This is a genomic window from Mariniflexile sp. TRM1-10 (assembly GCF_003425985.1).
Taxonomy (GTDB): domain Bacteria; phylum Bacteroidota; class Bacteroidia; order Flavobacteriales; family Flavobacteriaceae; genus Mariniflexile.
The window spans coordinates 2,121,386-2,146,233 of record NZ_CP022985.1; the positions used below are offsets into that span (position 1 = coordinate 2,121,386).

General features: G+C 33.6%; 18 protein-coding genes. 4 read left to right on the forward strand and 14 right to left on the reverse strand.

Annotated elements, in window-relative coordinates:
• Window positions 1–284: 284 nt before the first annotated feature.
• Both CJ739_RS09070 and CJ739_RS09075 read left to right on the forward strand, forming a co-directional pair.
• Window positions 285–1,265, forward strand: coding sequence for a ribonucleotide-diphosphate reductase subunit beta (locus CJ739_RS09070; protein ID WP_117174519.1), 981 nt, complete (start codon window positions 285–287; stop codon window positions 1,263–1,265).
• A gap of 232 nt (window positions 1,266–1,497) precedes the next feature.
• Window positions 1,498–3,975 (forward strand): ribonucleoside-diphosphate reductase subunit alpha, encoded by a 2,478-nt coding sequence (locus CJ739_RS09075; RefSeq protein WP_117174521.1) that lies wholly within the window; start codon window positions 1,498–1,500, stop codon window positions 3,973–3,975.
• 167 nt (window positions 3,976–4,142) lie between these two features.
• Here CJ739_RS09075 and ppnP read toward each other — a convergent pair whose 3' ends face one another.
• The 8 genes from ppnP to CJ739_RS09115 form a co-directional block, all read right to left on the reverse strand.
• Window positions 4,143–4,424 carry a pyrimidine/purine nucleoside phosphorylase gene (ppnP, locus tag CJ739_RS09080; RefSeq protein WP_117174523.1) on the reverse strand — a complete coding sequence of 94 codons (282 nt, stop codon included), beginning with the start codon at window positions 4,422–4,424 and terminating at the stop codon, window positions 4,143–4,145.
• Window positions 4,425–4,522: 98 nt separating this feature from the next.
• The gene (locus tag CJ739_RS09085; protein ID WP_117174525.1) at window positions 4,523–6,832 is read right to left on the reverse strand and encodes an inorganic phosphate transporter; all 2,310 of its coding nucleotides are present in this window, start codon (window positions 6,830–6,832) and stop codon (window positions 4,523–4,525) included.
• A 115-nt stretch (window positions 6,833–6,947) separates the two neighbouring features.
• Window positions 6,948–7,613 carry a phosphate signaling complex protein PhoU gene (gene phoU, locus CJ739_RS09090; RefSeq protein WP_117174527.1) on the reverse strand — a complete coding sequence of 222 codons (666 nt, stop codon included), beginning with the start codon at window positions 7,611–7,613 and terminating at the stop codon, window positions 6,948–6,950.
• Between the two features lie 11 nt (window positions 7,614–7,624).
• Window positions 7,625–8,464: a phosphate ABC transporter ATP-binding protein PstB gene (gene pstB, locus CJ739_RS09095; protein ID WP_269467306.1), complete on the reverse strand. Its 840-nt coding sequence runs from the start codon at window positions 8,462–8,464 to the stop codon at window positions 7,625–7,627.
• Window positions 8,443–9,297, reverse strand: a complete 855-nt coding sequence (pstA, locus tag CJ739_RS09100) for a phosphate ABC transporter permease PstA (protein ID WP_117174529.1) — start codon at window positions 9,295–9,297, stop codon at window positions 8,443–8,445. The genes pstB and pstA overlap by 22 nt, the downstream gene beginning before the upstream one ends.
• Window positions 9,290–10,168 (reverse strand): phosphate ABC transporter permease subunit PstC, encoded by an 879-nt coding sequence (gene pstC / locus CJ739_RS09105; RefSeq protein ID WP_117174531.1) that lies wholly within the window; start codon window positions 10,166–10,168, stop codon window positions 9,290–9,292. Before pstC ends, pstA begins: the two co-directional genes overlap by 8 nt.
• A gap of 69 nt (window positions 10,169–10,237) precedes the next feature.
• Window positions 10,238–11,188 (reverse strand): PstS family phosphate ABC transporter substrate-binding protein, encoded by a 951-nt coding sequence (locus tag CJ739_RS09110; protein WP_117174533.1) that lies wholly within the window; start codon window positions 11,186–11,188, stop codon window positions 10,238–10,240.
• Between the two features lie 110 nt (window positions 11,189–11,298).
• Complete coding sequence (locus tag CJ739_RS09115; RefSeq protein ID WP_117174535.1) at window positions 11,299–12,492, reverse strand: porin; 1,194 nt, start codon at window positions 12,490–12,492, stop codon at window positions 11,299–11,301.
• Between the two features lie 385 nt (window positions 12,493–12,877).
• On the opposite strand from CJ739_RS09115, the gene CJ739_RS09120 reads away from it, so the two are divergent.
• A complete protein-coding gene (locus tag CJ739_RS09120) occupies window positions 12,878–13,213 on the forward strand; it encodes a toxin-antitoxin system YwqK family antitoxin (RefSeq protein ID WP_117178874.1) in 336 nt (111 codons plus the stop codon).
• Between the two features lie 93 nt (window positions 13,214–13,306).
• On the opposite strand, the gene CJ739_RS09125 is transcribed toward CJ739_RS09120, so the two are convergent.
• The 4 genes from CJ739_RS09125 to CJ739_RS09140 all read right to left on the reverse strand — a co-directional run bounded on the left by CJ739_RS09125 (window position 13,307) and on the right by CJ739_RS09140 (window position 19,544).
• The gene (locus tag CJ739_RS09125; protein WP_117174537.1) at window positions 13,307–14,482 is read right to left on the reverse strand and encodes a T9SS type A sorting domain-containing protein; all 1,176 of its coding nucleotides are present in this window, start codon (window positions 14,480–14,482) and stop codon (window positions 13,307–13,309) included.
• Between the two features lie 316 nt (window positions 14,483–14,798).
• A complete protein-coding gene (locus CJ739_RS09130) occupies window positions 14,799–15,911 on the reverse strand; it encodes a beta-helix domain-containing protein (protein WP_117174538.1) in 1,113 nt (370 codons plus the stop codon).
• 201 nt (window positions 15,912–16,112) lie between these two features.
• Entirely contained in the window at window positions 16,113–18,890 is a 2,778-nt protein-coding gene (locus CJ739_RS09135) for a TonB-dependent receptor (protein ID WP_117174540.1), read from the reverse strand.
• 267 nt (window positions 18,891–19,157) lie between these two features.
• Window positions 19,158–19,544, reverse strand: coding sequence for a carboxypeptidase-like regulatory domain-containing protein (locus tag CJ739_RS09140; RefSeq protein WP_117174542.1), 387 nt, complete (start codon window positions 19,542–19,544; stop codon window positions 19,158–19,160).
• Between the two features lie 636 nt (window positions 19,545–20,180).
• Here CJ739_RS09140 and dgt point away from each other — a divergent pair.
• A complete protein-coding gene (dgt, locus tag CJ739_RS09145) occupies window positions 20,181–21,521 on the forward strand; it encodes a dGTP triphosphohydrolase (RefSeq protein ID WP_117174544.1) in 1,341 nt (446 codons plus the stop codon).
• Window positions 21,522–21,870: 349 nt separating this feature from the next.
• Here dgt and CJ739_RS09155 read toward each other — a convergent pair whose 3' ends face one another.
• Window positions 21,871–22,911 (reverse strand): Fic family protein, encoded by a 1,041-nt coding sequence (locus CJ739_RS09155; RefSeq protein WP_117174546.1) that lies wholly within the window; start codon window positions 22,909–22,911, stop codon window positions 21,871–21,873.
• Between the two features lie 162 nt (window positions 22,912–23,073).
• Window positions 23,074–24,840: a 1-deoxy-D-xylulose-5-phosphate synthase gene (gene dxs, locus CJ739_RS09160; protein WP_117174548.1), complete on the reverse strand. Its 1,767-nt coding sequence runs from the start codon at window positions 24,838–24,840 to the stop codon at window positions 23,074–23,076.
• Between the last annotated feature and the right edge of the window lie 8 nt (window positions 24,841–24,848).

The following is a 24,848-nucleotide window of genomic DNA, read 5'->3' on the forward strand; positions in this document are numbered from 1 at the left end:
AAAAATAATCCTCTTAAACACCTTTAAAATAAGGGGTTTAAAATATAAAAACTTGTTTTTTCCTGTAAACTTTTTGAAAATTAAAAAATTGTAAAAACTTGAAAAACAGACTATTAACACTTTTATTTTGTAAACTTCATTTTGTTTGTAAATTCTTTAATTGTTAAAAACTTCTTGACATTGTTTATAACTAAACTTTCATTTTTAACAGCATTTTTCAATCTTTGTTACTCCCTAAATCGGTACAGATTTTCGTTTAACTTTTAAAATAAAACCCAAAAAAAATGTCTCAGTCAATAGAACCCATTCTACAAGAAAACAAAAATCGTTTTGTTATTTTTCCAATTGAACATCATGATATTTGGGAATGGTATAAAAAATCGGAGGCTAGTTTTTGGACTGCAGAAGAAATTGATCTACATCAGGATCTTTCAGACTGGAAAAATAAACTAAACGATGACGAGCGCTATTTTATAAAACACATTTTGGCCTTTTTTGCGGCTAGTGATGGTATTGTAAATGAAAACTTAGCAGAAAACTTTGTAAGCGAAGTACAGTATAGTGAGGCGAAATTCTTTTACGGGTTTCAAATTATGATGGAAAACATCCACAGTGAAACCTATTCACTTTTAATTGATACCTACGTTAAAGACGAAAAGGAAAAAGATTTATTATTTAATGCGCTTGAAAATTTCCCTGCGATAAAGAAAAAAGCAGATTGGGCTTTGAAATGGATTGAATCTCCAAGTTTTGCAGAACGTTTAATTGCATTTGCAGCGGTAGAAGGTATTTTCTTTTCAGGGGCATTTTGTTCTATTTTCTGGTTAAAGAAAAGAGGCTTAATGCCAGGATTGACATTCTCAAATGAGTTGATCTCTCGTGACGAAGGTGTGCATTGCGACTTTGCAGTACACTTACATAACAAGCATTTGGTAAATAAAGTGCCAAAAGATAGAATTAGAGAGATTTTGGTAGATGCTTTAGATATCGAGCGTGAGTTTATAACGGAATCATTGCCAGCCAGTTTAATAGGCATGAATGCTAAACTTATGTCGCAATATTTAGAGTTTGTAACCGATAGATTGTTGTTTGAATTAGGCTGCGATAAAGAATATAATACAGCAAATCCGTTCGACTTTATGGATATGATTTCATTGCAAGGGAAAACTAATTTCTTTGAGAAACGTGTGTCCGAATACCAAAAAGCAGGCGTTCTTAATAAAGAAGAAGAAAAAGATAAATTTACTTTTGATGCCGATTTTTAATCGAGTTCATCATTAAAGTCAATTAAAAAAAAAGCTTTTTTTACCTTATAAAGGTATTGCTCTCATACATTTTCACTGAGCCAGTTTCAGTAAAATGAGAATTTGAATAAATTTTATTAATCCAACGAAACCACTAAGTACTAAACTAGTTATTAATTAGATAGTATTTGGGATAACTAACTAACCGTTTTACTGAAGGTGTATCAGTAAAACTTAAAAAAAGTATAAAAATATGTATGTAGTAAAAAGAAATGGCAGAAAAGAACAGATTATGTTCGACAAAATCACCGCCAGGGTGCGTAAATTGTGTTACGGGTTAAACGAATTGGTAGATCCGTTAAAAGTAACGATGCGTGTCATTGAAGGTTTATATGACGGTGTTACCACTAGCGAACTTGATAATTTAGCAGCCGAAATATCTGCAACGATGACAACGGCACACCCAGATTATGCACGATTAGCGGCAAGAATTTCTGTTTCTAACCTACATAAAAACACGAAGAAAACATTCAGTGAGGTTATGCATGACCTTTACACTTACATAAACCCTCGAACTGGTAAAGATGCACCACTTTTGGCCGATGATGTTTACGAGGTTATCATGAAAAATAAGGATGTTCTGGATTCTACCATTATTTATAACCGTGATTTTGGTTATGATTATTTTGGGTTTAAAACGCTTGAACGTTCCTATTTATTAAAGCTTAATGGTCAAATAGCTGAACGCCCTCAACACATGTTAATGCGTGTGGCAGTAGGTATTCATTTAGACGATTTAGAGTCGGTTATTGAAACCTACGAACTCATGTCTAAAAAATATTTTACACATGCTACACCAACACTTTTCAACTCAGGAACACCAAAACCACAAATGTCGTCTTGTTTCTTATTAACTATGAAAGACGATAGTATTGATGGTATTTACGATACATTAAAACAAACAGCTAAAATATCGCAATCTGCTGGTGGTATTGGTTTGGCTATACATAATATTCGTGCTACAGGAAGCTATATTGCAGGGACAAACGGCACTAGTAATGGTATTGTGCCGATGCTCCAGGTTTTTAACGATACAGCACGTTATGTAGATCAAGGTGGCGGAAAACGCAAAGGAAGTTTTGCTATTTATATTGAAACTTGGCATGCTGATATTTTTGACTTCCTTGATTTAAAGAAAAACCATGGAAAAGAAGAAATGCGTGCACGCGATTTATTTTACGCCATGTGGATTTCCGATTTATTTATGAAACGTGTTCAGGAAGACGGACCATGGACGTTAATGTGCCCGAACGAATGCCCGGGTTTAGACGAAGTACATAGCGACGCTTTTGAAGCATTATATTTAAGATATGAAGCTGAAGGAAAAGGCCGTAAGACTATTAAAGCCCGTGAACTTTGGGAAAAAATACTGGAATCCCAAATTGAAACCGGTACGCCATATATGTTGTACAAAGATGCAGCTAACCGTAAATCAAACCAACAAAATCTAGGAACCATTCGTTCATCTAACTTATGTACCGAGATTTTAGAATATACATCACCCGATGAAGTTGCTGTGTGTAATTTGGCATCTATAGCACTCCCTATGTTTGTTAAAAATGGTGAGTTCGACCATAAAGAACTGTTCCGTATTACAAAACGCGTAACAAAAAATTTAAATAGGGTTATTGATAGAAATTATTATCCTGTAAAAGAAGCTGAAAACTCTAACATGCGTCACAGACCAATAGGTCTTGGTGTGCAAGGGTTGGCAGACACGTTTATTCAATTACGTATGCCTTTTACAAGCGATGAAGCAAAAAAATTAAACCAGGATATCTTTGAAACGCTTTATTTTGCTGCGGTTACTGCAAGTATGGAAGAAGCCAAAGTAGATGGACCTTATCAATCTTATAAAGGATCTCCAATAAGTAAAGGGGAGTTCCAACATAACCTTTGGGGTTTAAAGGACGAAGAATTGAGCGGCATGTGGGAATGGGCAAAACTGCGTAAACAAGTATTAAAACACGGCGTACGCAATTCGCTTTTAGTAGCGCCGATGCCAACAGCTTCAACTTCCCAAATTTTAGGAAATAACGAATGCTTTGAACCATATACCTCTAATATTTATACACGTCGTGTATTATCGGGAGAGTTTATTGTAGTAAACAAACATTTATTGGAAGATTTAGTGGAGTTGGGTTTATGGAATGATGGTTTAAAACAAGAAATAATGAGAGCTAATGGTTCGGTTCAAGGTATTGAGATCATTCCACAAGAGATTAAAGAACTTTATAAAACGGTTTGGGAGTTAAGTATGAAAGACATTATTGATATGAGTCGCCAGAGAGGTTACTTTATCGATCAGTCGCAATCGCTTAACTTATTTATGGAAGGAGCAACTATGGCAAAATTAACGTCTATGCACTTCTATGCTTGGAAGAGTGGGCTAAAAACAGGGATGTACTATTTACGTACTAAGAGTGCTGTAGATGCTATTAAATTCACCTTACAAACCACTAAAAAGGAAGAGCCTACTACAGAAGGGGTAGAAGTAGTAAACCAAGACGTTGTACAAAAACAGAAAAAACATATAGCTGAAAAAACAGCGGTTAAATTTGCAAAACAACAAGCTCCAGAAATAGAACCCATGTCAGCTGAAGAAATGAAAATACTTATAGCTCAGGCAAAAGCGGCAGAAGGAGACGATTGTTTAATGTGTGGGTCTTAATAAATTTGCCCCAAATTTAAATTTATAATATTTGAAAGCAGTTTCAGATTAAGTGTTGTAAAAAAGCACCTCGATTGAGGTGCTTTTTTTATGGAATTTTTTCAGAAACTATTTAAGTTTTGTTTATTGATGCTTTTAGATAAAATTTAAACAGTTTCTCAATACTATTATTTATATTGGCACAAATAGGATGTTTGTACAGATACTTTAACTTGAAATTTTTTGTTAGCATCTATTTCATAAGCTTCACCAGCTTTAAATGTTACCCATTCTGTAGCCCCAGGTAGCTTAACAGTCATTTCACCTTCAATAACACGCATAGTTTCGTGCTTAGAAGTTCCAAATTCATACTCACCAGGGTTCATAACGCCTAAAGTAGAATTTCCTGTTGCTGTGGTGTAGCCTAAAGATTTTACATTACTATCAAAATACTCGTTTGCTGAAATCATTGTATGTTATTTAAATTTTATACAAAAGTAAATAAATTAAATAAACAACAAAGCCATCTTAATTAAGATGGCTTTTGTTGTTTGACTTATAAAAATTATTATTTAGATTCTGTTGAATTTTGTACTAAAGTAGCAGGTTTAACAGAACTGTCGTGTGCATTATGGTATTCTTCCAAAAGATTCATAGTAGCATTTAACAAATCTTTGGTTTCCAATAACAAACTAAAATATAAGGTTGTGTTTTTAGGACTCGATTCTTCAGTGCGTGTACGTTCAACTTGCTTTTGAATTTTTGAGGTTACCAAACCTAAAATCTCTTGTTTTCTGCCTAAAATAATTCCAATTTCTTCAAATGATCTGGAATCAAAAGCTTTTTGAGTATTATTGAAAAAGGTTTCAAATCGTTCATCTACCTCTTTTAATTCTTTAATTTGATTGAATTTTAGTTTTTTATGATTGTTTTGAACATGTTTATAGCTCACTTTAGTAATATACTCTAAAGATTGGGTCATATCTTGAAGATAGCCTAAAACATGAATATAAAAGTTACTGGCTCCAACACTGGATTCATCTAAATTTTTAATAAAATAGAAAATATTATCGCGTAATTCATCTACTTCGCTAGATAATTTTACTATTTGCTTTTTGTTCTTTTTTAATAACGCCAAGTCTTGCTTCGCCAACCCATTAATGGCATTGGTGTATATTTTATTACCACGTTTTACAACATTACCAATGTTGTTGGCACTTTCGTATATAACACCTTGAATAGAGCTGCTTTCAGCTTTCGTTAAACTATCTTCGGCTTTAGCTTCAGAAGACTGCTTTCTATGTGCTATATAATTTCTAGCTATCAATAAGATAGCTACCAACAATAACACAGGCATCATAACATCAACGTTCCAGTTTAGCAAGTAGGCAATAAGGGCAGCAGCGATAAAAGCAATAAATGCTGTAAAAAACCATCCCCCAATAACGTTTAAAACACCCGCTACTCTGTAAACAGCACTTTCGGCTCCCCAAGCTCTATCGGCTAATGATGTACCCATAGCAACCATAAACGTTACATAGGTTGTAGATAGTGGAAGTTTCATAGAGGTTGCTAATGATATAAGAATGGCAGCTACCATTAAATTTACAGCTGCACGTACCATGTCAAAAGCAGGTAATTCGTGTGTTTTGGATTTAGCTAAGTTAATTACAGGTTTTTCAAATTGTTTTTCAATTTTAGCTTGCCAAGTTTTTGGCAATATATACGATGTCATTTGAGATGATAACATGGCAAACCTTACAAAACTACGAGATAAAAAGTTAGGTTGAAAACGTTCTTTACCATCACCTTCTCTAGATAGGTTGATTTCGGTTTCGGTCACATTTTTTGCTTTTTTTGATAGCCATAAGGTAGCTACCATTACCAACCCAGCTATAATTAACAAAAAGGTAGGAGTAGGTACTTTGTCAGAAAGAAAGCCCATACTAAAAGCTTCTGGTGAAATACCTGTGCCAACCCAAGCAGAGTACGATTGCCATCCAGCAATTGGTACACCAATAAAATTAACCAAATCGTTTCCTGAAAATGCTAAAGCTAACGCAAAAGTACCTATGATGATTACTAACTTATAGATGTTAAGCCTAGTAAAGCTTATTAAAAGATAAGAAAACAATGACCAAAAAATGAAGCTTGTAAAGATAATAAAAGGAGCTTGGTTGCTTAAAAATTCTTTAATTGTCGAACCTCCTATAAAATCATAGCTTTGTTTGGCATAAACTGTTCCGCCAATACCTTTCATAAAGATAAAATAGGTGATAGAAGTTATGGCGATACCACCAAATAGAGCACCTACCCAATTTGCTTTTCTTTCATAATTGTAAGATAATAGCAAACGTGCTACCCACTGTACAGCAGCACCTATTGAAAAGGCAATGACAACAGAAAGTAAAATACCAAAAATGATTTCTCCTGCTTTGGAAGTATTGATATAGTTCACAACATCGGAAAAGTTTCCACCTTTATGACCAATTTTAATAAGTGCCATGGCAACTGATGCTCCCAATAATTCGAAAACAATAGAAACAGTTGTAGATGTTGGCATCCCCACGGTATTGAAAAAATCTAATAGCAGAATATCCGTTATCATCACTGCCATGAAAATAATCATGATTTCATTGAACATGAATTCATGGGGATTGAAAATTCCAGATCTTGCAACCTCCATCATACCACTAGAGAAAATGGCACCTAGCCCAACGCCTATACTGGCAACAATCATAATGGTTTTAAAGGGTATGGCCTTTGAGCCTATAGCTGAATTCAGGAAATTTACGGCATCATTGCTAACTCCTACTACCAAATCAGCGATTGCTAATATGGCAAGAGCGATAATCATATATAAGTATATGTTTTCCATAATAAATTTGTTGAAAGTAACGGTGCAAAAGTAATTCAAATAAAAAACCCCAATGTTAACAAAATGTTACCAATTAGGGTTTTTGTAAAAAAATATGTAATAAAATTTTTAAGTTTTATTTCTTTTTTTTATGCTTTAATACTTCGGCATCAATATAAAAAATAATTTCTTCGCCAACATTTTTTATTAAATCGCCAACACGTTCTATTTTTTTAATAACTGATGATACTACTAAGGCTTCGCCAACTAAAGACGCCTCTTTTTTTATTTCACCTTCTATTATATCGAAAGAATTAAAATCGATTTTATCTAGTATTTTGTCTTTTTTGAATACTTTTCTAGCCGTTTTTACATCTTTGGTTTCGTATGCAAGTGTTATGTTTTCTATCATAGAAAAGACGGTTTCCACCATAAGATCGAATTCTAAGCTTTTTAGCAATGGCTCAGAAACTTTCTTGTTTCTATCTACTACATATCTAGAAATACTATAGGCATGATCTCCAATACGTTCTAATGCGAAATTTATTTTTAAAATAGCCATTATAAAACGCAAATCAATAGCTACAGGGTTGTATAATGCCAAGAATTTTTCGCAGTCTTTTTCAATTTTAATATCTAAAGCGTTCACTCGGTTTTCCGAGCTCATAACTTCCTCTGCCAAATCGCTATCATTATTTAAAAAAGCCTCAATAGCTTTTTCTAGTTGCGATTTGCAAAGTTCCAACATTTCTAATCCGGCTTGATTTAGAATTTCTCTTTGGTGTTCTGCATTTGATACCATATGTTTATATTTTAACCAAAACGCCCCGTAATATAATTCTCGGTTTGTTGTTTTTCTGGATTTGTAAAAATTGTTTTTGTTTTGTTGTACTCAATCAAGTCTCCCATATAGAAAAAAGCAGTATAATCACTAATTCTACTTGCTTGTTGCATGTTGTGGGTAACTATAATGATGGTGTATTTTTCTTTAAGTTGACAAATAAGGTCTTCTATTTTAGCTGTAGAAATTGGGTCTAAAGCCGAGGTTGGCTCATCCATTAAAATAATTGATGGCTCTACAGCTAAAGTTCTGGCAATACATAGACGTTGTTGTTGCCCACCAGATAATGCAAGTGCCGATTTTTTTAAATCGTCTTTTACATCTTCCCAAAGATCTGCTTGTTTTAGTGCTTTTTCAACGCGTTCAGCAATTAGGTTTTTATCTTTAATACCTTGTATTTTTAAACCGTATGCAACATTTTCAAAAATAGATTTTGGAAACGGATTTGGCTTTTGAAATACCATGCCCACTTCTTTCCTAAGTTCTTCAACATTTACTTTTTTCTTATAAATGTTGTCTCCGTTTATTTTTATTTTACCTTCCATTTTGAAACCATCAACATAATCGTTCATACGATTGAATAGACGAAGAAATGTTGATTTACCACATCCAGAAGGTCCTATAAAAGCAGTAATAGTATGTGGTTTTATAGACATGTCTATGCCTTTAATAGCCATAAAATCACCGTACCACACTTTTGCGTCGCTAACTTCTATTTTTGGTGTTTTTTTTAGAGATGGGTCAAAGACACTACCTAACACTGTACTTTTATCTTTTAATTGTTCCATAATTATTTCCATTTCTTCTGCCATTTATTTCTAAAATATACTGCAACTGCATTCATAATAAAAGTAATGCCTAATAAAATGATAATTGCTGCAGCAGCATTTTCAATAAAGCCTGCTTGTGGTCTAGAGATCCAGTTGAATATTTGAATAGGCAATACCGAAAACTCATCCATTGGGGTTTTTGGGGCAAATGGCACATATGCCAAAGCACCAATCACTATTAACGGAGCTGTTTCACCAACGGCTCTTGATAAAGCTAATATAACTCCTGTTAAAATACCTCCACCAGAAGCGGGTAAAATTTGGTGCCAAATGGTTTGCCATTTTGAAGCACCTAACGCATAAGAGGCGTCTTTAATAGAATTTGGTACAGCCTTAATAGCTTCACGTGTTGCAACTATTACTATTGGTAAAATTAATAATGATAAGGTTAAACTGCCAGCAAGAACGCTTGCTCCAAGATTCATGATTCTTACAAATACTTCCAAACCTAATAATCCATAAATAATTGAAGGTACACCTGCAAGGTTTGAAATATTAATCTCTAATAAACCAGCTAGTTTGTTGTTATTGGCATATTCTTCTAAATATATGCCGGCTGCAACACCTAAAGGAAAAGCTATTATTGTTGTTAGGAGTAAGATCCAGATACTTCCCATTAATGCAGTATAGATCCCTGAATTTTCTGCTTTTCTAGAAGGGAGGTTCGTAATAAAGTCCCAATCAATTCTAGAAAACCCATCAATAACAATATTCCCAATAAATATGACGAGTAATACCAAACCAATAAGTGTACAAAATATTCCCCAGAACTTGAACACTTGGTCTTTCCATCTGTTTCTTTGAATATTACTCATATTTCTCTCGGTATTTTTTTCTAATTCTATAACTAAGGGTGTTTAATAAAAATGTAAACACAAATAGCGTAATTCCCGCAGCAAAAATGGTTCTGTATTCGAGTGAACCATGTTGAACATCGCCTAAACTTACCTGAACTATATAAGCTGTAATTGTTTCTACTGGAACTGTTGGGTCTAGTGTTAATCTGGGTTGTTGGCCAGCAGCCACAGCAACAATCATGGTTTCTCCAATAGCTCTTGAAATAGCTAAAATAATAGAGACAATGATACCCGAAGATGCTGCAGGGACAATAACTTTAAATGCAGTTTGTAGTTTTGTTGCTCCCATGCCAAAAGAGGCTTCGCGTAACGATTGTGGTACGGCATGTAAAGCATCTTCACTAATGGACGAGATATACGGAATAATCATAATACCCATAACTAAACCTGCCGAAAGTGAGTTGAAACCAGATAGATTAGGAATAATTTGTTGTAAGTAAGGTGTTACCACTACAAGCGCAAAAAAACCATAAACAACTGTTGGTATGGAAGCCAAAAGCTCTAGTAAAGGTTTAATGGATTTTCTGAAGGATTTTGGAGCGTACTCACTTAAATAGATACTAATAGACAAGCCAATAGGTAATGCCACTGCTATGGCAATAAAAGAAGTAAGCAATGTGCCCGAAAGTAACGGTAAAATTCCAAAGTGTTTTTCGGTGAATAATGGCGTCCATTGGGTATCAGTAATAAAATCTATGATAGATACTTCGCTAAAAAACTGCACAGCTTCAATGGATAGTACTAAAACAATACCAATAGTTACTGCAATGGTTATTAGCGAACTTGCAAATAGAGATTTTTCAATGATAAATTCTTTGGTTTTTCGCATACGAAATAGTATCAAAATAAGGAAATCAGGTATAGTGCTATACCTGATTTTCCAAATAGAAACTTCTGTTTATTTGTTACTTTCAACAAAAGTTCTGAAATTTTCTTTTTGCTTTGTGTACAGTTCAGTAGGAAGTGGAATGTAGCCAACATCTTGAGATAATTCGGCTGCATTATCTATATAATACTCAACAAAAGCAATAACCTCTGGCGATTTTACGGAAGTACTATTTACATATATAAATAAAGGTCTAGACAAAGGGGTGTAAGTGCCGTTTCTTACTGTTTCTAAAGAAGGTTTAATAATCTCTGTACCGTTATCAACACCAATTAATTTTAATTTGTCTTTGTTTTCAGCGTAATAGGCTAATCCAAAAAATCCTAAAGAGTATTTATCTCCGGCAATACCTTGTACCAATACATGGTCGTCTTCACTTGCGGTGAAATCACCTCTACTTGAACCACTTTCTCCAACAATAGCTTCAGTAAAATAATCGTAAGTTCCTGATGCAACGCCAGGACCGTATAAATGAATTTCCTCATTTGGCCATTCTGGGCGTATTTGATTCCATTTCATAATTTTACCTTGAGCGGCTGGCTCCCAGATTTTTTTTAACTCTTCTGGAGTAAAATTATCAACCCAAGTATTTTCAGGGTTTACTAAAACAGCCAACCCATCGTAAGCTACTTCTAGCTCTAAATATGTAATGTTGTTTTCTGCACAAGCAGCAATTTCTTTATCTTTAATTGGTCTTGAAGCATTAGAGATATTGGTTTCACCTCTAGAGAACTTTTTAAAACCACCACCAGTACCAGATACACCAATAGTAACATTTACTTTAGGTTGCACGTTTCTAAATTCTTCTGCTACAGCTTCGGTAACTGGAAAAACGGTGCTTGAACCATCCACTTTTATAGTGCCTGTTAAAGTTTCAGAATTATTAGCTTCGGAAGATTTGTTTTTGTTTCCACAACTTAATGCTAAAACAGCAACGAATAAGGTTAATAATTGTTTTTTCATATGTAAATAATTATTTGTTTTTTAAAAGTCATATGTTATCGCTTTATTTTGATTGGTGTTTGGATTTCCAAATCATGGCGATTTCATGATTTAAGTTTTTAATATTTTTATTAGAAATGGATGTCAAATTGTAATCTGTACATCAATTTATCATTAGATCCAAAATCTAAATAACTGATATCTGATTGTACTTTAAGTTTATGTCCCACTATATATTTCGAAACACCTAAGGTGTATTGATTTTCTATATCGCTCCCCGTTATTGTTTTGTCATAAGCAATGTTAGTATAACGACCTGCTACTTCCCAATTGGTTTTAAATAAATAACCTGCTTGAAGATTTAAACCGTTTCCAACTTGAACTTCGACATCTGTTAAAGACCCATCGGAGTTTTTTGCATATGCATCTTTAGCATCTCTGTTAGCATATTCACCCATAAAAGAGAATCCATTGTATTTAAACATGGCATCAATAAACAAGGTGTTTATATTAGTTTCAAAGAAACCAGTATCGTTAGTCATATAAGATCCTTGGTTACTACGATTTTTAACCGCATTATTATTATAATCATAAGATACTCCTAGAGCAAGTTTAGGTGTTTCTTCTCTTTTTAAATCACTTCCAGAATAATCACCTTCACCAACAAATTCACCAAAAGGCAATAGCTCTAATCTAGTTGTATATTGGTGTCCACCAATATTACCAGTTGTGATATTTCTTCCTTCACCTTGCGAGATTGCTAGTATTTCTTTTACAACAAAAGAGTTGCTTAAATTAAATTGATGATGTAATTGAATACCCATATCACGATCTATATTAAAACGGCTATTAAGTAACGAGCGGTCAACAAATTGCATGTTTCCAGAAGAAATAACGCGTTCTCTGTTTCCAGGTAATTTAGTTTGCCCAAACCATAACTGTAGGTTTTTAGCAAAATGCCATTTCACAACCGCATCGAGTATGTATCTAGGAGCATTCTTTGTATAAACAGACGCTCCAGATATATCGTCATTAGATAATCCTAATTCTAATTTGTATTCTAATTTTGGGCTATAAGCAAATCCTTCAAACTTTAGTCGCGCGCGTCTAACCGTAAATTTAGATTGTGGGTCAATATAGTTTCCGTCTTGATTAGCCCAGTCTATCACAGTTAAAAATTGCATTCTGGCGGCTACCTTCATTGACCAAGTACTATCTTTACCCACAAGATTTAAAATTCCTTTTCCAAATTTTGGTGCTTCAATTTCTTGTGCATTCATCATAAGAGCCGTTAAAAAGGCTAATGCGAATAATCTAATTTTCATAATGTTTATTAATTTTTGTCGCTGCAAATAACCGATTCCAATGTTAACTGAATGTTTCCTGATTATTAATTTTGTGACAAAAAAAGCTGCCTTGGCCTAAGGCAGCTCATTAGAAATCATAATAATGTAGTCGACAAAAACTAATAGATTATATGAAAAACTAATTGTTTCGTCTTAAGACAATGCGAATATCAACCTTTTAGTTTAGCTAATTGTAATATTAACATTAACTAATTATTAATATTGCCAATGTTAAATTTAACATTAGTAACTATTTGATATATAATCAATTGCGATTTTAGTGTTACCTTAATGTTATCTAGGTGTTGTTTTAATGTTACCAAATCACTATATTTGATATATAATGTTTAAAACCCCCATAATTATGAAGAAATGTATTTTACTTTTTGCCTTTTTAATTACTGTGGTTTCTTTTGGACAACAAAAGAGAGATTTAAAACTTAACAAAGACACTAATTTAATTGAAGTGGTTTATTATCATGACAATGGCGTTGTAAGTCAAACAGGAACTTATACGACAGATGGTAAATTACAAGGAGAGTGGTTAAGTTTTGATACAGCAGGCAAAAAAATTGTTTCTGGAAATTATGATAATGGTAAAAAAGTCGGCAAATGGTTTTATTACACTAATGAAACCGTAAAAGAAGTAGATTATAATGCTAATGTCATAGCAGGCTTAAAAGAAACTGAAATTCAATAGAGTTACGTTTTTTTAAATTAATAAACTAAAAAAAGAAAAGCATCCTAAAATTTTAGGATGCTTTTTGTATTAATACTTTCTCTACTAAGCGAATTAGTTTTTAGAAATTTTATAAGTTTTATTTTTAGACTTAACAATATATAAACCACTGCTTAAAGATTGTATTAGTTTATTTTCTTCTTCTATTGAAGCAACTTCCCTGGATAAAACTTTTTGACCTTGGAAATTATAGATATCTATAGAATAAGGCTCTATTAATTTCTCCTCTAAGATTTCTTGTGTTAAATTTGAATCCTTTTTATTAATAGTGCTTTTGCCGCTTCTACTAGTGTAATAAGTTACCACCGGAATAGATGAATATATGTTATTATTTTCACCTCCTGAGGATCCTTCATTAACACTGTTATTCTTATCAACAACAATGTGTATATAAGCCCAACCACTAGAATTCGCATATCCTGCAATTGTACTTCCAGAAATTTCTATTGAATGTGATTCGCTTCCGTTAGGACTAATATTACCATAATTCACTTCTGTTAGTAAAGATGCATTAGTGAATCCAGAACCAGTAGTCACATAAATTCCAGCTTTCATAGAGTTAGAAGTTATTTGTCCATTATTTTTAACAAATAAAAGTAATTGTAATGATTCACCTAAATAAAGTGAGTGGGATGTGTTAGTAGAAATATATTGTGTAGTTCCACTTGCTCCACTAGATTTTGCAGTTGAATTATTTGAATTAATTATTAAATCTGGATTGCCCACAGGTAAAGGACACCCATTATTTGATGATGGTCCTGGCTCGTTTGGGCAATTATCATTACCATCCAATACTCCATCTCCATCTGTGTCAGTATCTGGAATAGTATATGGAATGATATATGTCAAGGTTTTTGTTTGATTTCCATATTTAACAACAAGTTTAAATATTCCACCTGATGTAGTAGAGTAATTAATTAGTGAAGTATTCCACCATGTTTTCGTAGTGTAGTCATTAAAAATTAGGTCTTCATCGTCTTCTCTATTCCAGTAACTTCTAGCTATTTCATTACTTGAAGAAACATTATTTTTGTATATTATTAAGTCTATTTGATGATATCCATTTGTTGTATAGGAATAGTCTCCTTTTATTTTAAATTCAAAATCAAACTTAGTTCCAGAGTTAAACGTTTGTCCTATTGGTTCGTTTACTTTAAAGTCTTTTACATCTATTGTTTGTGAAAAAACTAAATTCGATAATAGTACTAGTAATAAAGTGATTTTTTTCATAATAAAATTTTTTAGGTATATTCCGTAAACTTAATCTTATAATATATAAATATTGTTACCTGAATGCTATATAAATGTAAATAAAAACCTATCTAATTTTATATAGCTTAAAAAATACACACAAAAAGGATTAAAGATTTTATTGGACTAATAAAACCATAAAAGAAGTAGATTATAATGCTAATGTTATAGCTGGCTTAAAAGAAACTGAAATTCAATAGAGTCACGTTTTTTTTGATCAATAACTAAAAAAGAAAAGCATCCCGATTCGGGATGCTTTTTTTCTTTATATTATTTTTTCTCTACTAGAGAATAATTAGTTTTTAGAAATTTTAGAAGCCCAAGATGGTAAAGTTGCACCGCTACCAGCTCCTGTTTCGGATGAAACATAATCAGTAGTAAGGTTGTTGGCTGCAACAAAGTCTATGCCGTTTACTTTAAAGTCTCCAGCAGCAATTCTTGCAGTAGCCCCAGTGCCAGAATCTAACTTAGCAAATGTATCAATACCTGAAACAAATAAATTAGTGTAAGTTTGTTTTCCACCACCTTCTTTAAAGTTTACCGCTTGTTCACCAGCCGTAAATTTAGCATCGGCACCTTTTACAATAGAGACGTTTATCAATTTTGCATCAGTCATTGGAGTAGCAATGTCATTTCCCGCATTATTAGAACCTTCAATACCAGCTTTAGTAATACCAGAAATGTAAACATTAGTAATTGTACCTTGGTAACCATCGGCAAAATCTAAAGAATCATCATACGCATTTATAATTACTAAATTAGAAGCGTTTGCTGCACCGCCAAAAAACTCGATACCATCATCACCACTTTCATAGGCGTAAATGTTAGATATTTCTGTTCCGCTTCCTACACCAAAGAAAGAAACGCCATTAAACTCTTTATCAGATGAAAATTTAGCACCGGTATATTCAATTCTTAAGAAGTTGATTTTTCCAGAAGAATCTGCATTATTGTTTCCTCCGAAGCTTAAACCACCTACTTCAGATGTACCATTGTCACCAGTGTTTACTTTGGCATCTCCACAAATTACTAATCCACCCCAATCACTTTCTTTCGGCTCCGCTTTACCAGAAGTCATCACTACTGCGTTATTAGCTTCACCATTAATATTAATAGTTGCACCTCTTTCAACACCTATGTACAATGAAGTATTAGGAGCAGTAGCGCTAGTTTTAATAGTCGTTCCTGCAGGAATGGTTAATGTAGCTCCAGACTTTACTATTAAACCACCTGTTAATGTATACGTTTGAGACGGATCTAAAGTTACAGTGCCATCGTTAATGTTTCCTTTTAAATCATCTACCTTTAACTCAAAAGTGCTTTTTGGAGTTGTTGGCTTGTCATCATCACTACAACTTGTAAAAGCTAGTGTTGCGATTGCTGCTATTGCTAAAATTGATTTTTTCATTTTGAATATTTTTTGTTTTATTTTATGCTGCAAAGAAAGCCACAAACTGTTTTTTATTGGTTAAGCCTGCATTACCTTGTTGTTAAGTATTTCTGGTTAAGTCTTGTATTAGTTAACATAAAATTTACATAACGTATTATAAAAGTAAAAGGTGATTAACAAACTGATAATCACCTTTTTTGAACTAAAAGGATTGTCTTTTTAAAACTTGTATTCCAAAGATATTTTAAAATTAGAACCGATTTTGTATGAGCTTACTAAAACATCTGATGTTGTACTTCCAGGTACTTTGCTTTGTTCCAATATACGTTTGTAGGTTGGGTCTAAAATGTTTTTATAAGATACGCCCAATTTTAAATTTTTAGTTAAGCTAGATTTAAGATTAAAGTCTAAGCGGTTGATAGATTTGTCAACCATGTTACCTTTGCTTTGTGTTCCAATTACGGCTAATTTATCTGAAAAATAAGCATATGATAAGGTAGCTGAAATATCTTTGTTATTCGCAAACTCTTTTAATAATGTTATATCGGCATTAGCTAAAACATCAGAAGCTCCAGATAATTTGGCTTCATCAAAAGTAAAATTAGCTCCAAAACCGTTTTCTTCAAATACTTTATCTTTATCCAAATCTTGAGTATGGTTAATATAAGAACCGTTAATTCCAAAAGATAATTTATCTTTCAAATCGTTTTCTTTTTCAATTTCAAAAATGTTTTTTCTTAATTCTAACTCAACCCCCAAAGCAATTGCTCTTTCGCCTGTATTGGCATAAGTGATATTTCCTGAAGATGAGTTGGTAAACATTTCGTTTATTGGATTTTGGATTAATTTTCCAAATGCCGTAACAGAAACCAATTCGCCATTACTTGGGAAATATTCCCAGCCTAAGTCGGCATTGTAATTAGTTGATGCATATAAGTTAGGATTTCCTTCGTAATCTTGGGTTACCTCTTGGAACAATAATTTTACTTTTTCTTTAAACTGAGGCAGTGTATAGGTTTTGCTAGCAGCAAACTTTAAATTTTGGTTGTCGTTTAACTTGTATTTGGCCGTTAAGCTAGGTAAAAAGTTAACAGGAGAATAGTTTGAATTATCACCGCTAGGAACCAACGAAGTTTCAAAATAAACGTTTTGCTCTAATTGTTCAAATCTAACACCAACAATAGCCGATAATTTTTCAGTTACATTGTATTGCAATGTTCCATATACCGCATGCACATCTAAATTACCTGTGTAAAGTTGAGGTATTACACTTGATCTGTCACCTGTTGATGTATTGAAATTTGACGAATTTAAATAGGTGTCTACATCATGAATACCGTTTGCAGGGAATGTAATTTTGTTTGCCACTGGGAAAAAACCATACTGTTGTGAATCAAAATCAATATCTTTCATTTTACCAGAGTACCCTAATGTTACTTTTCCATTAAACTCATCGTCAACATTTTTGTTGAAATTATAGGATACGGAAGCATTTGCAGACAATTCATTTTCTTCTAACTCTTGAAAATAACGATGGTTATGAATACTAGAGTCTGTAAAGAATGTATAGTTTGAAGAACCATCACGAGCAGGAACAAAAGTGTTTTGCATTCGGTCTGGAATGACATTGTTCAATATACTGTACCCAACAGCCCAATTAGCTTGCCATTGCTCGTTAAATTCGTGGCTGCCTAATAATTGATTTACAAATAATTGTGTTTTATCGAAAGTGCCACGCTTTATAAAACCAGAAATATCACCAACTCCTGGAGCTCCACCATCAAAGTTTTGGTTAGTACCTTCGTATTCACTATAATCTTGAGAGCTAGAGTTTAAAAATAGGGATGTAAATAGAACAGCGTTTTGATTGTTAATTTTATAATCGGCAGAACCCATTACTGTAGTATTGGTATTATGCTTGTAAGACTTTTTGTAGAAGTCTGAATTAATAGTTCCTTGAGCTGTAATGCTACCTCTATCAAATCCCTCTATATATTTGTTCTCAGCATCAAACGATGCAGTAATAAAAGTGCTTAAACTACTTTCATTGCCTATGCTGAATTTTTTTCCGCCAGACAATGCATAACTGTTGTTAAAAATGTTTTTAGTGCTTTGTCTATCCCAGCTTGTTGCATAATTGTAAGGTAATAAAGGGTTGCTTGGTGCTTTCCCAGAATCGAAACCCAAATATGAAGGGCCGTCTTGTAGGTAAAAATCATCTACTTTTAAAACATTGGTATTAGCTCCTAAACCAACACCTAAAATGACATAAGGCGAACCAGAGAACTTTTTGGATACAATATCAATATTGGCACCACCAAAATCGGCATAGTTTTGAGATTCAAACGTTTTGCTAATGCCTACATATTCAACAATGTCGGTAGTGAAAATATCTAAAACAATGTTTTTATTTGAAGGATTATTAGATGGTAATGGTAATCCGTTTAGAGTTGTAATGTTATAACGGTCTCCCAAGCCTCTTACAAATATATTCCCAGAACCTTCTTGTTTAGAAATACCACTTACTTTGGTTACAGCAGTCGCAACATCGCTAACACCTTTCCTTGAAAGTTCGTCAGCACCAATAGATGCTTTAAAAGCAACGGCTTTCTTTTGTTCCAACAACAAAGCTGTTTCGCTTTCTCTTTTGGTAGTAGTTGTAATTACAACTTCCGATAAAGACGCAGCACTTGCGCCCATGGGTACATTAACTTCAGTTACTTTGTTTGCAAGAACGGTTACAGGTATTTGTTGTGTTTCGTAACCTACGAAACTAAATATAAAGGTATATGCACCAGGTCTTAAATTTTCAATACTGTACAAACCATCAAAGTCTGATGTGGTTCCTTTGGTAGTTCCTTTTATTAATACGTTGGCGAAAGCCAAAGGTTCGTTATTATATTCTTTATCGGTTAGTTTACCAACCACAGAACCAGTATTTTGGCTGTATGAAATTGTTGCCGTAAATAGCAGTAACAATAGGGTTAATTTTTTCATTCTTTTAGTTTTTATCTTGGTGCAAAGAACGAAACACAAAATGAATAGGATGTTATGAGTAGGTTAAACAACGGTAACAAAAGGGTTATGTTAATGTTACCGAATCGTTGATTTCTAAACATTAGTTTAACATTGATTTTTTTGAAAGCATAGAAAGAAGCTGAAAACAAAACATATAAAGAACACATCTTGCTTAAAAAGAAAAAAATCCATCCTTTTTTGAATAGATATAAGAAGAAGGATGCTTTTAAATAATGAATTGCTATATTAATTTAATACAGCAGCCGATTTGTCATCTTTTTGTGCGACGCTAGTAAGCAATGCTAGCTCACTTAATGAAATGGTACTTGCCGCAAGGGATAATTTTATTTCTGCAGGTTTTAATGCATCAACATGCACCTTAATTTCTTGTGTTTCGTAACCGGCAAAACTGCAAACTAGCGTGTAATCACCAGCTTCCAGGTTTTCAATAATAAACATACCGGTTAAATCGGTGTTTGAATTTATGGCAGTGCCTTTAACTGAAACATTAGCGAGTACTAACGGTGCATTATTTAATTCATTATCCATGATTTTACCAATAATTAAGCCTGTGTTTTGCCCAAAGGAAGTAGCGGTAAGTAAAAAAAGAGATAAATAAATTAAACGTTTCATAATACGATTGTAATCAACAATGCAAAAAAAGCGATTCTAATCAAATAGTATGTTATCTAAACATTAAACAACGGTCATTATAATGTTATCCTAATGTTACCGAATTTTCAATTTTAGTTTTGTTGAATTTAGTTGAAAAATATTTCCTTTAAAAACATGATAAGTTTAACCCATTGGGTACAATTACTTTGGTAATGCTAATTTTATATTCATTGTCACATGGAGCCTGTCGAAGTCTTTTAGCTATTTCTTACTTCATATAGCTTCGACAAGCTTGACAAACCATTTTAATACCAATCCTCTGTCAGACAGCCTGTCGAAATGTGCTTTTTAAGGTCTTCGACTGCGCTCAGACTGACACTTGAGAACCTAAATTGTAATCAAAATTCATTCTAGATTAAATTTTCTTATTTACACCTAACGGATTAAGAAACTGTTTAAATTTTATCTAAAAGCCATTTTTTGTTTCTTTTTGACCTATATTTCGTTGGATTTTTTCTAATAGCTCTGCTATTAAAAAAAAATCAGCCTCATCTGACCCAAGAATAATTCAAAAAAGCATCAATAGACAAAACTTAAACAGTTTCTAAGTTTAAAGAAATTCTTTATTATCTTGCCAATGCTTAAAATTTAACAATGAACTGGGAACAATTACTATCCTTAAAACGCTTTGGCGATACCAACAAACGCATTAGAAAAGAACAAGACGAAACCCGTTTAGGCTTTGAAGTAGATTATGACCGCGTGATTTTTTCTTCAGAATTCAGAAGTTTACAAGATAAAACCCAAGTAATTCCCTTATCTCAAACCGATTTTGTGCACACCCGTTTAACCCACAGCTTGGAAGTTAGTGTGGTGGGGCGTTCTTTGGGGCGATTGGTTGGTAAAAAATTACTGGAAAAACATCCCCATTTACAAAATGTCCATGGCTACCAAGCCAACGATTTTGGTGCCATTGTAGCTGCCGCAGCCTTAGCACATGATATTGGAAACCCGCCGTTTGGACATTCGGGTGAAAAAGCGATAGGCGAATTTTTTAAAACCGGCGCAGGCAGTAACTATAAAAGCCAACTGACTCTGAAAGAATATCAAGATTTATGCGATTTTGAAGGCAATGCCAACGGATTTAAAATTCTAACCGAGAGTAGAGCTGGAAGAAGTGGCGGTTTACGTTTAAGTTATGCGACTTTGGGCGCTTTTACCAAATACCCCAAAGAGTCACTTCCCAAAAAACCAACAACTCATATTGCCGACAAAAAATATGGTTTTTTTCAAAGTGAAAAAGACGCTTTTGTGGATATCGCATCCGAATTGGGTTTGATAAAACGAAGCCATAAAGACTTAAGTTTTTCACGTCATCCACTTGCTTTTTTAGTGGAAGCTGCCGACGACATTTGTTATACCATCATCGATTTTGAAGATGGTATCAATCTAGGTCTCATCCAAGAAGAATTTGCTCTGGAATACCTTATAAATTTAGTGCGGGATAGAATTAAAACCGAAAACTACTATGCCCTAACCAATAAGGAAGACCGCGTGAGTTATTTGCGGGCCTTGGCGATTGGCACTTTAATTGACGAGGCTGTAACTATTTTCATGAAACATGAAGAAGCTATTTTAAATGGCGACTTTGATTGTGCTTTGTTGGATAAAAGCAAATACGACGCACAAATAAAAGATATTATTAAAATCAGTATTGAAAACATCTACCAATCCACCGAGGTGGTCGATAAAGAAATTGCAGGGTATGGTGTTATAAATACGCTCTTAACCACCTATACAAACGCCATAAACAATATATATGATGGAACTGCTTCAAATTACGACAAACTTATTTTTAAAAGCCTTCCAAAAACCATAAACATAGAAAGTTCTAGTTTGTACCAACGTTTGTCCAGTGTATGTTTTTATGTGTCCTTACTTTCAGATAGTAAAGCCATTTTGGAATACAAAAAAATAAAAGGATTTGAATTTTAAATAAGCGCACGCTACCTCTAAGCTCCCGCTTAGTGGCGTCAAGAGTGAGAAAAGTGAAGCTTTTACATCCTAAATATTATAGGTGTAAAAGCTTTTCGTATTTTAGATTTATGAGCAGAAACTATAAATTCCATAATAAGTCGGGGTTGTACTTCGTGTCGTTTGCTACGGTATATTGGTTGGATGTTTTTTACAAGACAAATTTATTTTGATGTATTAGTAGAAAATATAAACTATTGCAGAGCAAAAAAGGGGCATGGAGTTGTTATTCATACTCTTGCCGTTACTAAGCAGGGTTCAACAGTAGTGGGGGACTGCTAGTGGTGTTGTAGCTCGTTTTTTTATCTTTTTAAAAATATGTATTGACTGCAAATTCAAATTGATTTATAAATATCTCTTTAAATGCCGTTATGTTATTTTGTTCGTAAAACAACAACATTGCTTTTTTATATTCAACGGAATCAACCGTTCTGAACGAAATTGGACAATAGTTGTTGTTCATCAAAATGGCATTACTTACAATTCTTGCTGTCCTTTTATTCCCATCAACGAAAGGCTGGATATATGAAATTAGCACTAAAGTCAAAAGTGCTTTTTCGAAAATATTATTTTTATTGTTTACCAAATGGCACATATTTAATAATGTTTCCCTGATTTGAAATTCATTATCCAACGGGCGATAATTTGTTCCTGAAATACCTACTCTTCTTTTTCGAATGTTTCTGTCAATGGCTAGTTCTTTAATTAAAATACTATGAATATCTTCAATTTTTGAAACTGTTAAGGGGATTAAATAATCCGGATTTTCGATGATAAAATCAATGGCATCCTTATGATTTAAAAGCATTGTTGCTTCTTCTTTTGTTTTACCTGAAGCCGTTTCTTTATCTTTAAGTAAGCGTTCTGTTTCGAGAAGAGAATAGGTGTTTCCTTCAATTTGAGATGATTTCCAGCTCAAATCAATAGCTAGCCTTTCCAGTTCTTTTTTGTATTCAAATTCTGAAAGTTGAGAAAAGTTATGTTTATAAGTTTTTTGAAGTTCTTCTAATTTGTTAAATTCAATTTCAGTAAACAGATTTGCTTTTCCAAGGGTTTCAGTTATTAAATCGAGATTAAAATTTTCTTTAATTATTCTTTCGTCAATTTCTTTTTTATAATAATCTTCAATATTAATTGGCTGAAGCAGTTCAAAAGCAGGGGAAATAATATACCTTGTACCTTTTCCTTGTCCAATTTTAGAAATTAAATTTTCGGAAGTTAAATTTGTTAAGATTCTTTTTACAGTAGCATAGCTAATTGGAATTGAAATTCCTTCATGAATTTCTTTTGAAGAGCATTCCTGATTTTTTAAAATGAAATTGAGTATTTCGGAGTTTCTATTGTCTTTCATTGTGATCTGTTTAGCTCACTAAAATACTAAATGTGGCTCAAATTCATACTATTTATGAGCTGAATTTTTTTCAAAATGAGCTACAACTACAACAATATCAAATCGTTTTTAATACTTCGAAATTCGCTAAGTACGAGTTAATTATATCAGACGTTACTGAAATTACAAAAACAATTCAAAATATTTCGTCAAACTCGCAACATCCAAACCAATAGATTTTTGAAGTTCGGTAACACTGCCATGTTCAATAAACACATCTGGAATACCTAAAAGCTTGATATTGTTTTTATAATTATGTGTTGCAGCAAACTCTAAAACAGCACTTCCAAAACCGCCTTTAATACTATTATCCTCTATGGTCATAACGGTGTCAAATGTCTTTAAAATAATATGTAATAACACCTCGTCCAAAGGTTTTAAAAAACGCATATCGTAGTGGGCTATGCTATCAGGGTGCTCCGATTTTTCAATAGCATCGCTAACATTCTTAGCAATCGTCCCCATACTTAAAACAGCCAGTTTATTGCCGTCTTTTAGCTGAACGCCTTTACCAATCTCTATTTTAGAAAACGGTTGCTTCCAATCAACAGTCACGCCAGTGCCTCTTGGGTAGCGAATCGCCATGGGTTGTTGCAAGCCAAGTTGTGCGGTGTACATGATGTTTCTTAACTCAACCTCATTTCTTGGTGCAAAAATAATGAGATTGGGAATACACCTTAAATACGACAGGTCAAAAACCCCATGATGCGTGGCGCCATCTTCACCAACCAGTCCTGCACGGTCTAAACAAAAAATAACAGGTAGCTTTTGCAAGGCGACATCATGAATAATTTGGTCGTAAGCACGTTGTAAAAACGTGGAGTAGATATTACAAAACGGCATGAGTCCTTGGGTTGCCATGCCAGCAGCTAATGTGACGGCATGCTGTTCGGCGATGCCCACATCAAAAGCACGGTCTGGCATTTCATTCATCATGTATTTTAGTGAGCTTCCTGTGGGCATCGCAGGCGTTATACCCACAATGTTTTTATTTTGTTTGGCAAGCTCCACAATAGTGTATCCAAAAACATCTTGGTATTTAGTGAACTCCGATGGTGTTTTAGAAATAAGATCTCCTGTTGAAGCATCAAATTTTCCGGGGGCGTGGTATTTAACTTGGTCTTCTTCCGCTTGTTTTAAACCTTTGCCTTTGGTGGTAATGACATGTAAAAACTTAGGACCTTTTACAGATTTTAAACGCTTTAATTCTGAAATAATTTTATCAATATCATGACCATCAATAGGTCCGGAATAATCAAAATTTAAGGCTTTTATAATATTATTTTTTTTCTGAATCCCCTTTTTAACATTGGTTAAATACTGTTTTAAAGCACCCACGCTTGGATCGATTCCTATGGCATTATCATTTAAAATAACCAGTAAGTTGGCATCGGTGACGCCGGCATGGTTCAAGCCTTCAAAAGCCATACCGCTAGCAATAGAGGCATCACCAATAACAGCAATATGTTGCTTTTCTAAATCACCATGTAGTTTGGAAGCAATCGCCATACCCAAAGCTGCCGAAATAGAAGTAGAGGCATGCCCGACACCAAAAGCATCATAAACACTCTCATCGCGTTTTGGGAATCCACTCACGCCATGAATCTGTCTATTGGTATGAAAACAATCTTTTCTACCTGTTAGAATTTTATGTCCGTAAGCTTGATGACCCACATCCCAAATAAGCTGGTCTTCGGGCGTATTAAACACATAATGTAGTGCTATGGTTAATTCAACCACTCCCAAACTCGCTCCTAAATGCCCTTCTTTGGTGGCGACAATGTTTATTATAAAGTCCCGCAATTCCTGGGCAAGTTGAGGTAATTCTTTTTGGTTTAAAAGACGAAGTTCTTTAGGGGAATGAATGGTATTTAAAAGGTTTTTTTGCACGAAGCAAA

What these genes read in the sequence shown, in the direction of transcription:
- pstC (WP_117174531.1), bottom strand. Translation starts at nt 10,168, where the DNA reads ATGCGAAAAACCAAAGAATTTATCATTGAAAAATCTCTATTTGCAAGT.
- ppnP (WP_117174523.1), bottom strand. Translation starts at nt 4,424, where the DNA reads ATGATTTCAGCAAACGAGTATTTTGATAGTAATGTAAAATCTTTAGGC.
- CJ739_RS09140 (WP_117174542.1), bottom strand. Translation starts at nt 19,544, where the DNA reads ATGAAACGTTTAATTTATTTATCTCTTTTTTTACTTACCGCTACTTCC.
- CJ739_RS09085 (WP_117174525.1), bottom strand. Translation starts at nt 6,832, where the DNA reads ATGGAAAACATATACTTATATATGATTATCGCTCTTGCCATATTAGCA.
- pstA (WP_117174529.1), bottom strand. Translation starts at nt 9,297, where the DNA reads ATGAGTAATATTCAAAGAAACAGATGGAAAGACCAAGTGTTCAAGTTC.
- pstB (WP_269467306.1), bottom strand. Translation starts at nt 8,464, where the DNA reads ATGGCAGAAGAAATGGAAATAATTATGGAACAATTAAAAGATAAAAGT.
- CJ739_RS09075 (WP_117174521.1), top strand. Translation starts at nt 1,498, where the DNA reads ATGTATGTAGTAAAAAGAAATGGCAGAAAAGAACAGATTATGTTCGAC.
- CJ739_RS09135 (WP_117174540.1), bottom strand. Translation starts at nt 18,890, where the DNA reads ATGAAAAAATTAACCCTATTGTTACTGCTATTTACGGCAACAATTTCA.
- CJ739_RS09070 (WP_117174519.1), top strand. Translation starts at nt 285, where the DNA reads ATGTCTCAGTCAATAGAACCCATTCTACAAGAAAACAAAAATCGTTTT.
- CJ739_RS09120 (WP_117178874.1), top strand. Translation starts at nt 12,878, where the DNA reads ATGAAGAAATGTATTTTACTTTTTGCCTTTTTAATTACTGTGGTTTCT.
- CJ739_RS09115 (WP_117174535.1), bottom strand. Translation starts at nt 12,492, where the DNA reads ATGAAAATTAGATTATTCGCATTAGCCTTTTTAACGGCTCTTATGATG.
- dgt (WP_117174544.1), top strand. Translation starts at nt 20,181, where the DNA reads ATGAACTGGGAACAATTACTATCCTTAAAACGCTTTGGCGATACCAAC.
- CJ739_RS09130 (WP_117174538.1), bottom strand. Translation starts at nt 15,911, where the DNA reads ATGAAAAAATCAATTTTAGCAATAGCAGCAATCGCAACACTAGCTTTT.
- CJ739_RS09155 (WP_117174546.1), bottom strand. Translation starts at nt 22,911, where the DNA reads ATGAAAGACAATAGAAACTCCGAAATACTCAATTTCATTTTAAAAAAT.
- CJ739_RS09110 (WP_117174533.1), bottom strand. Translation starts at nt 11,188, where the DNA reads ATGAAAAAACAATTATTAACCTTATTCGTTGCTGTTTTAGCATTAAGT.
- phoU (WP_117174527.1), bottom strand. Translation starts at nt 7,613, where the DNA reads ATGGTATCAAATGCAGAACACCAAAGAGAAATTCTAAATCAAGCCGGA.
- CJ739_RS09125 (WP_117174537.1), bottom strand. Translation starts at nt 14,482, where the DNA reads ATGAAAAAAATCACTTTATTACTAGTACTATTATCGAATTTAGTTTTT.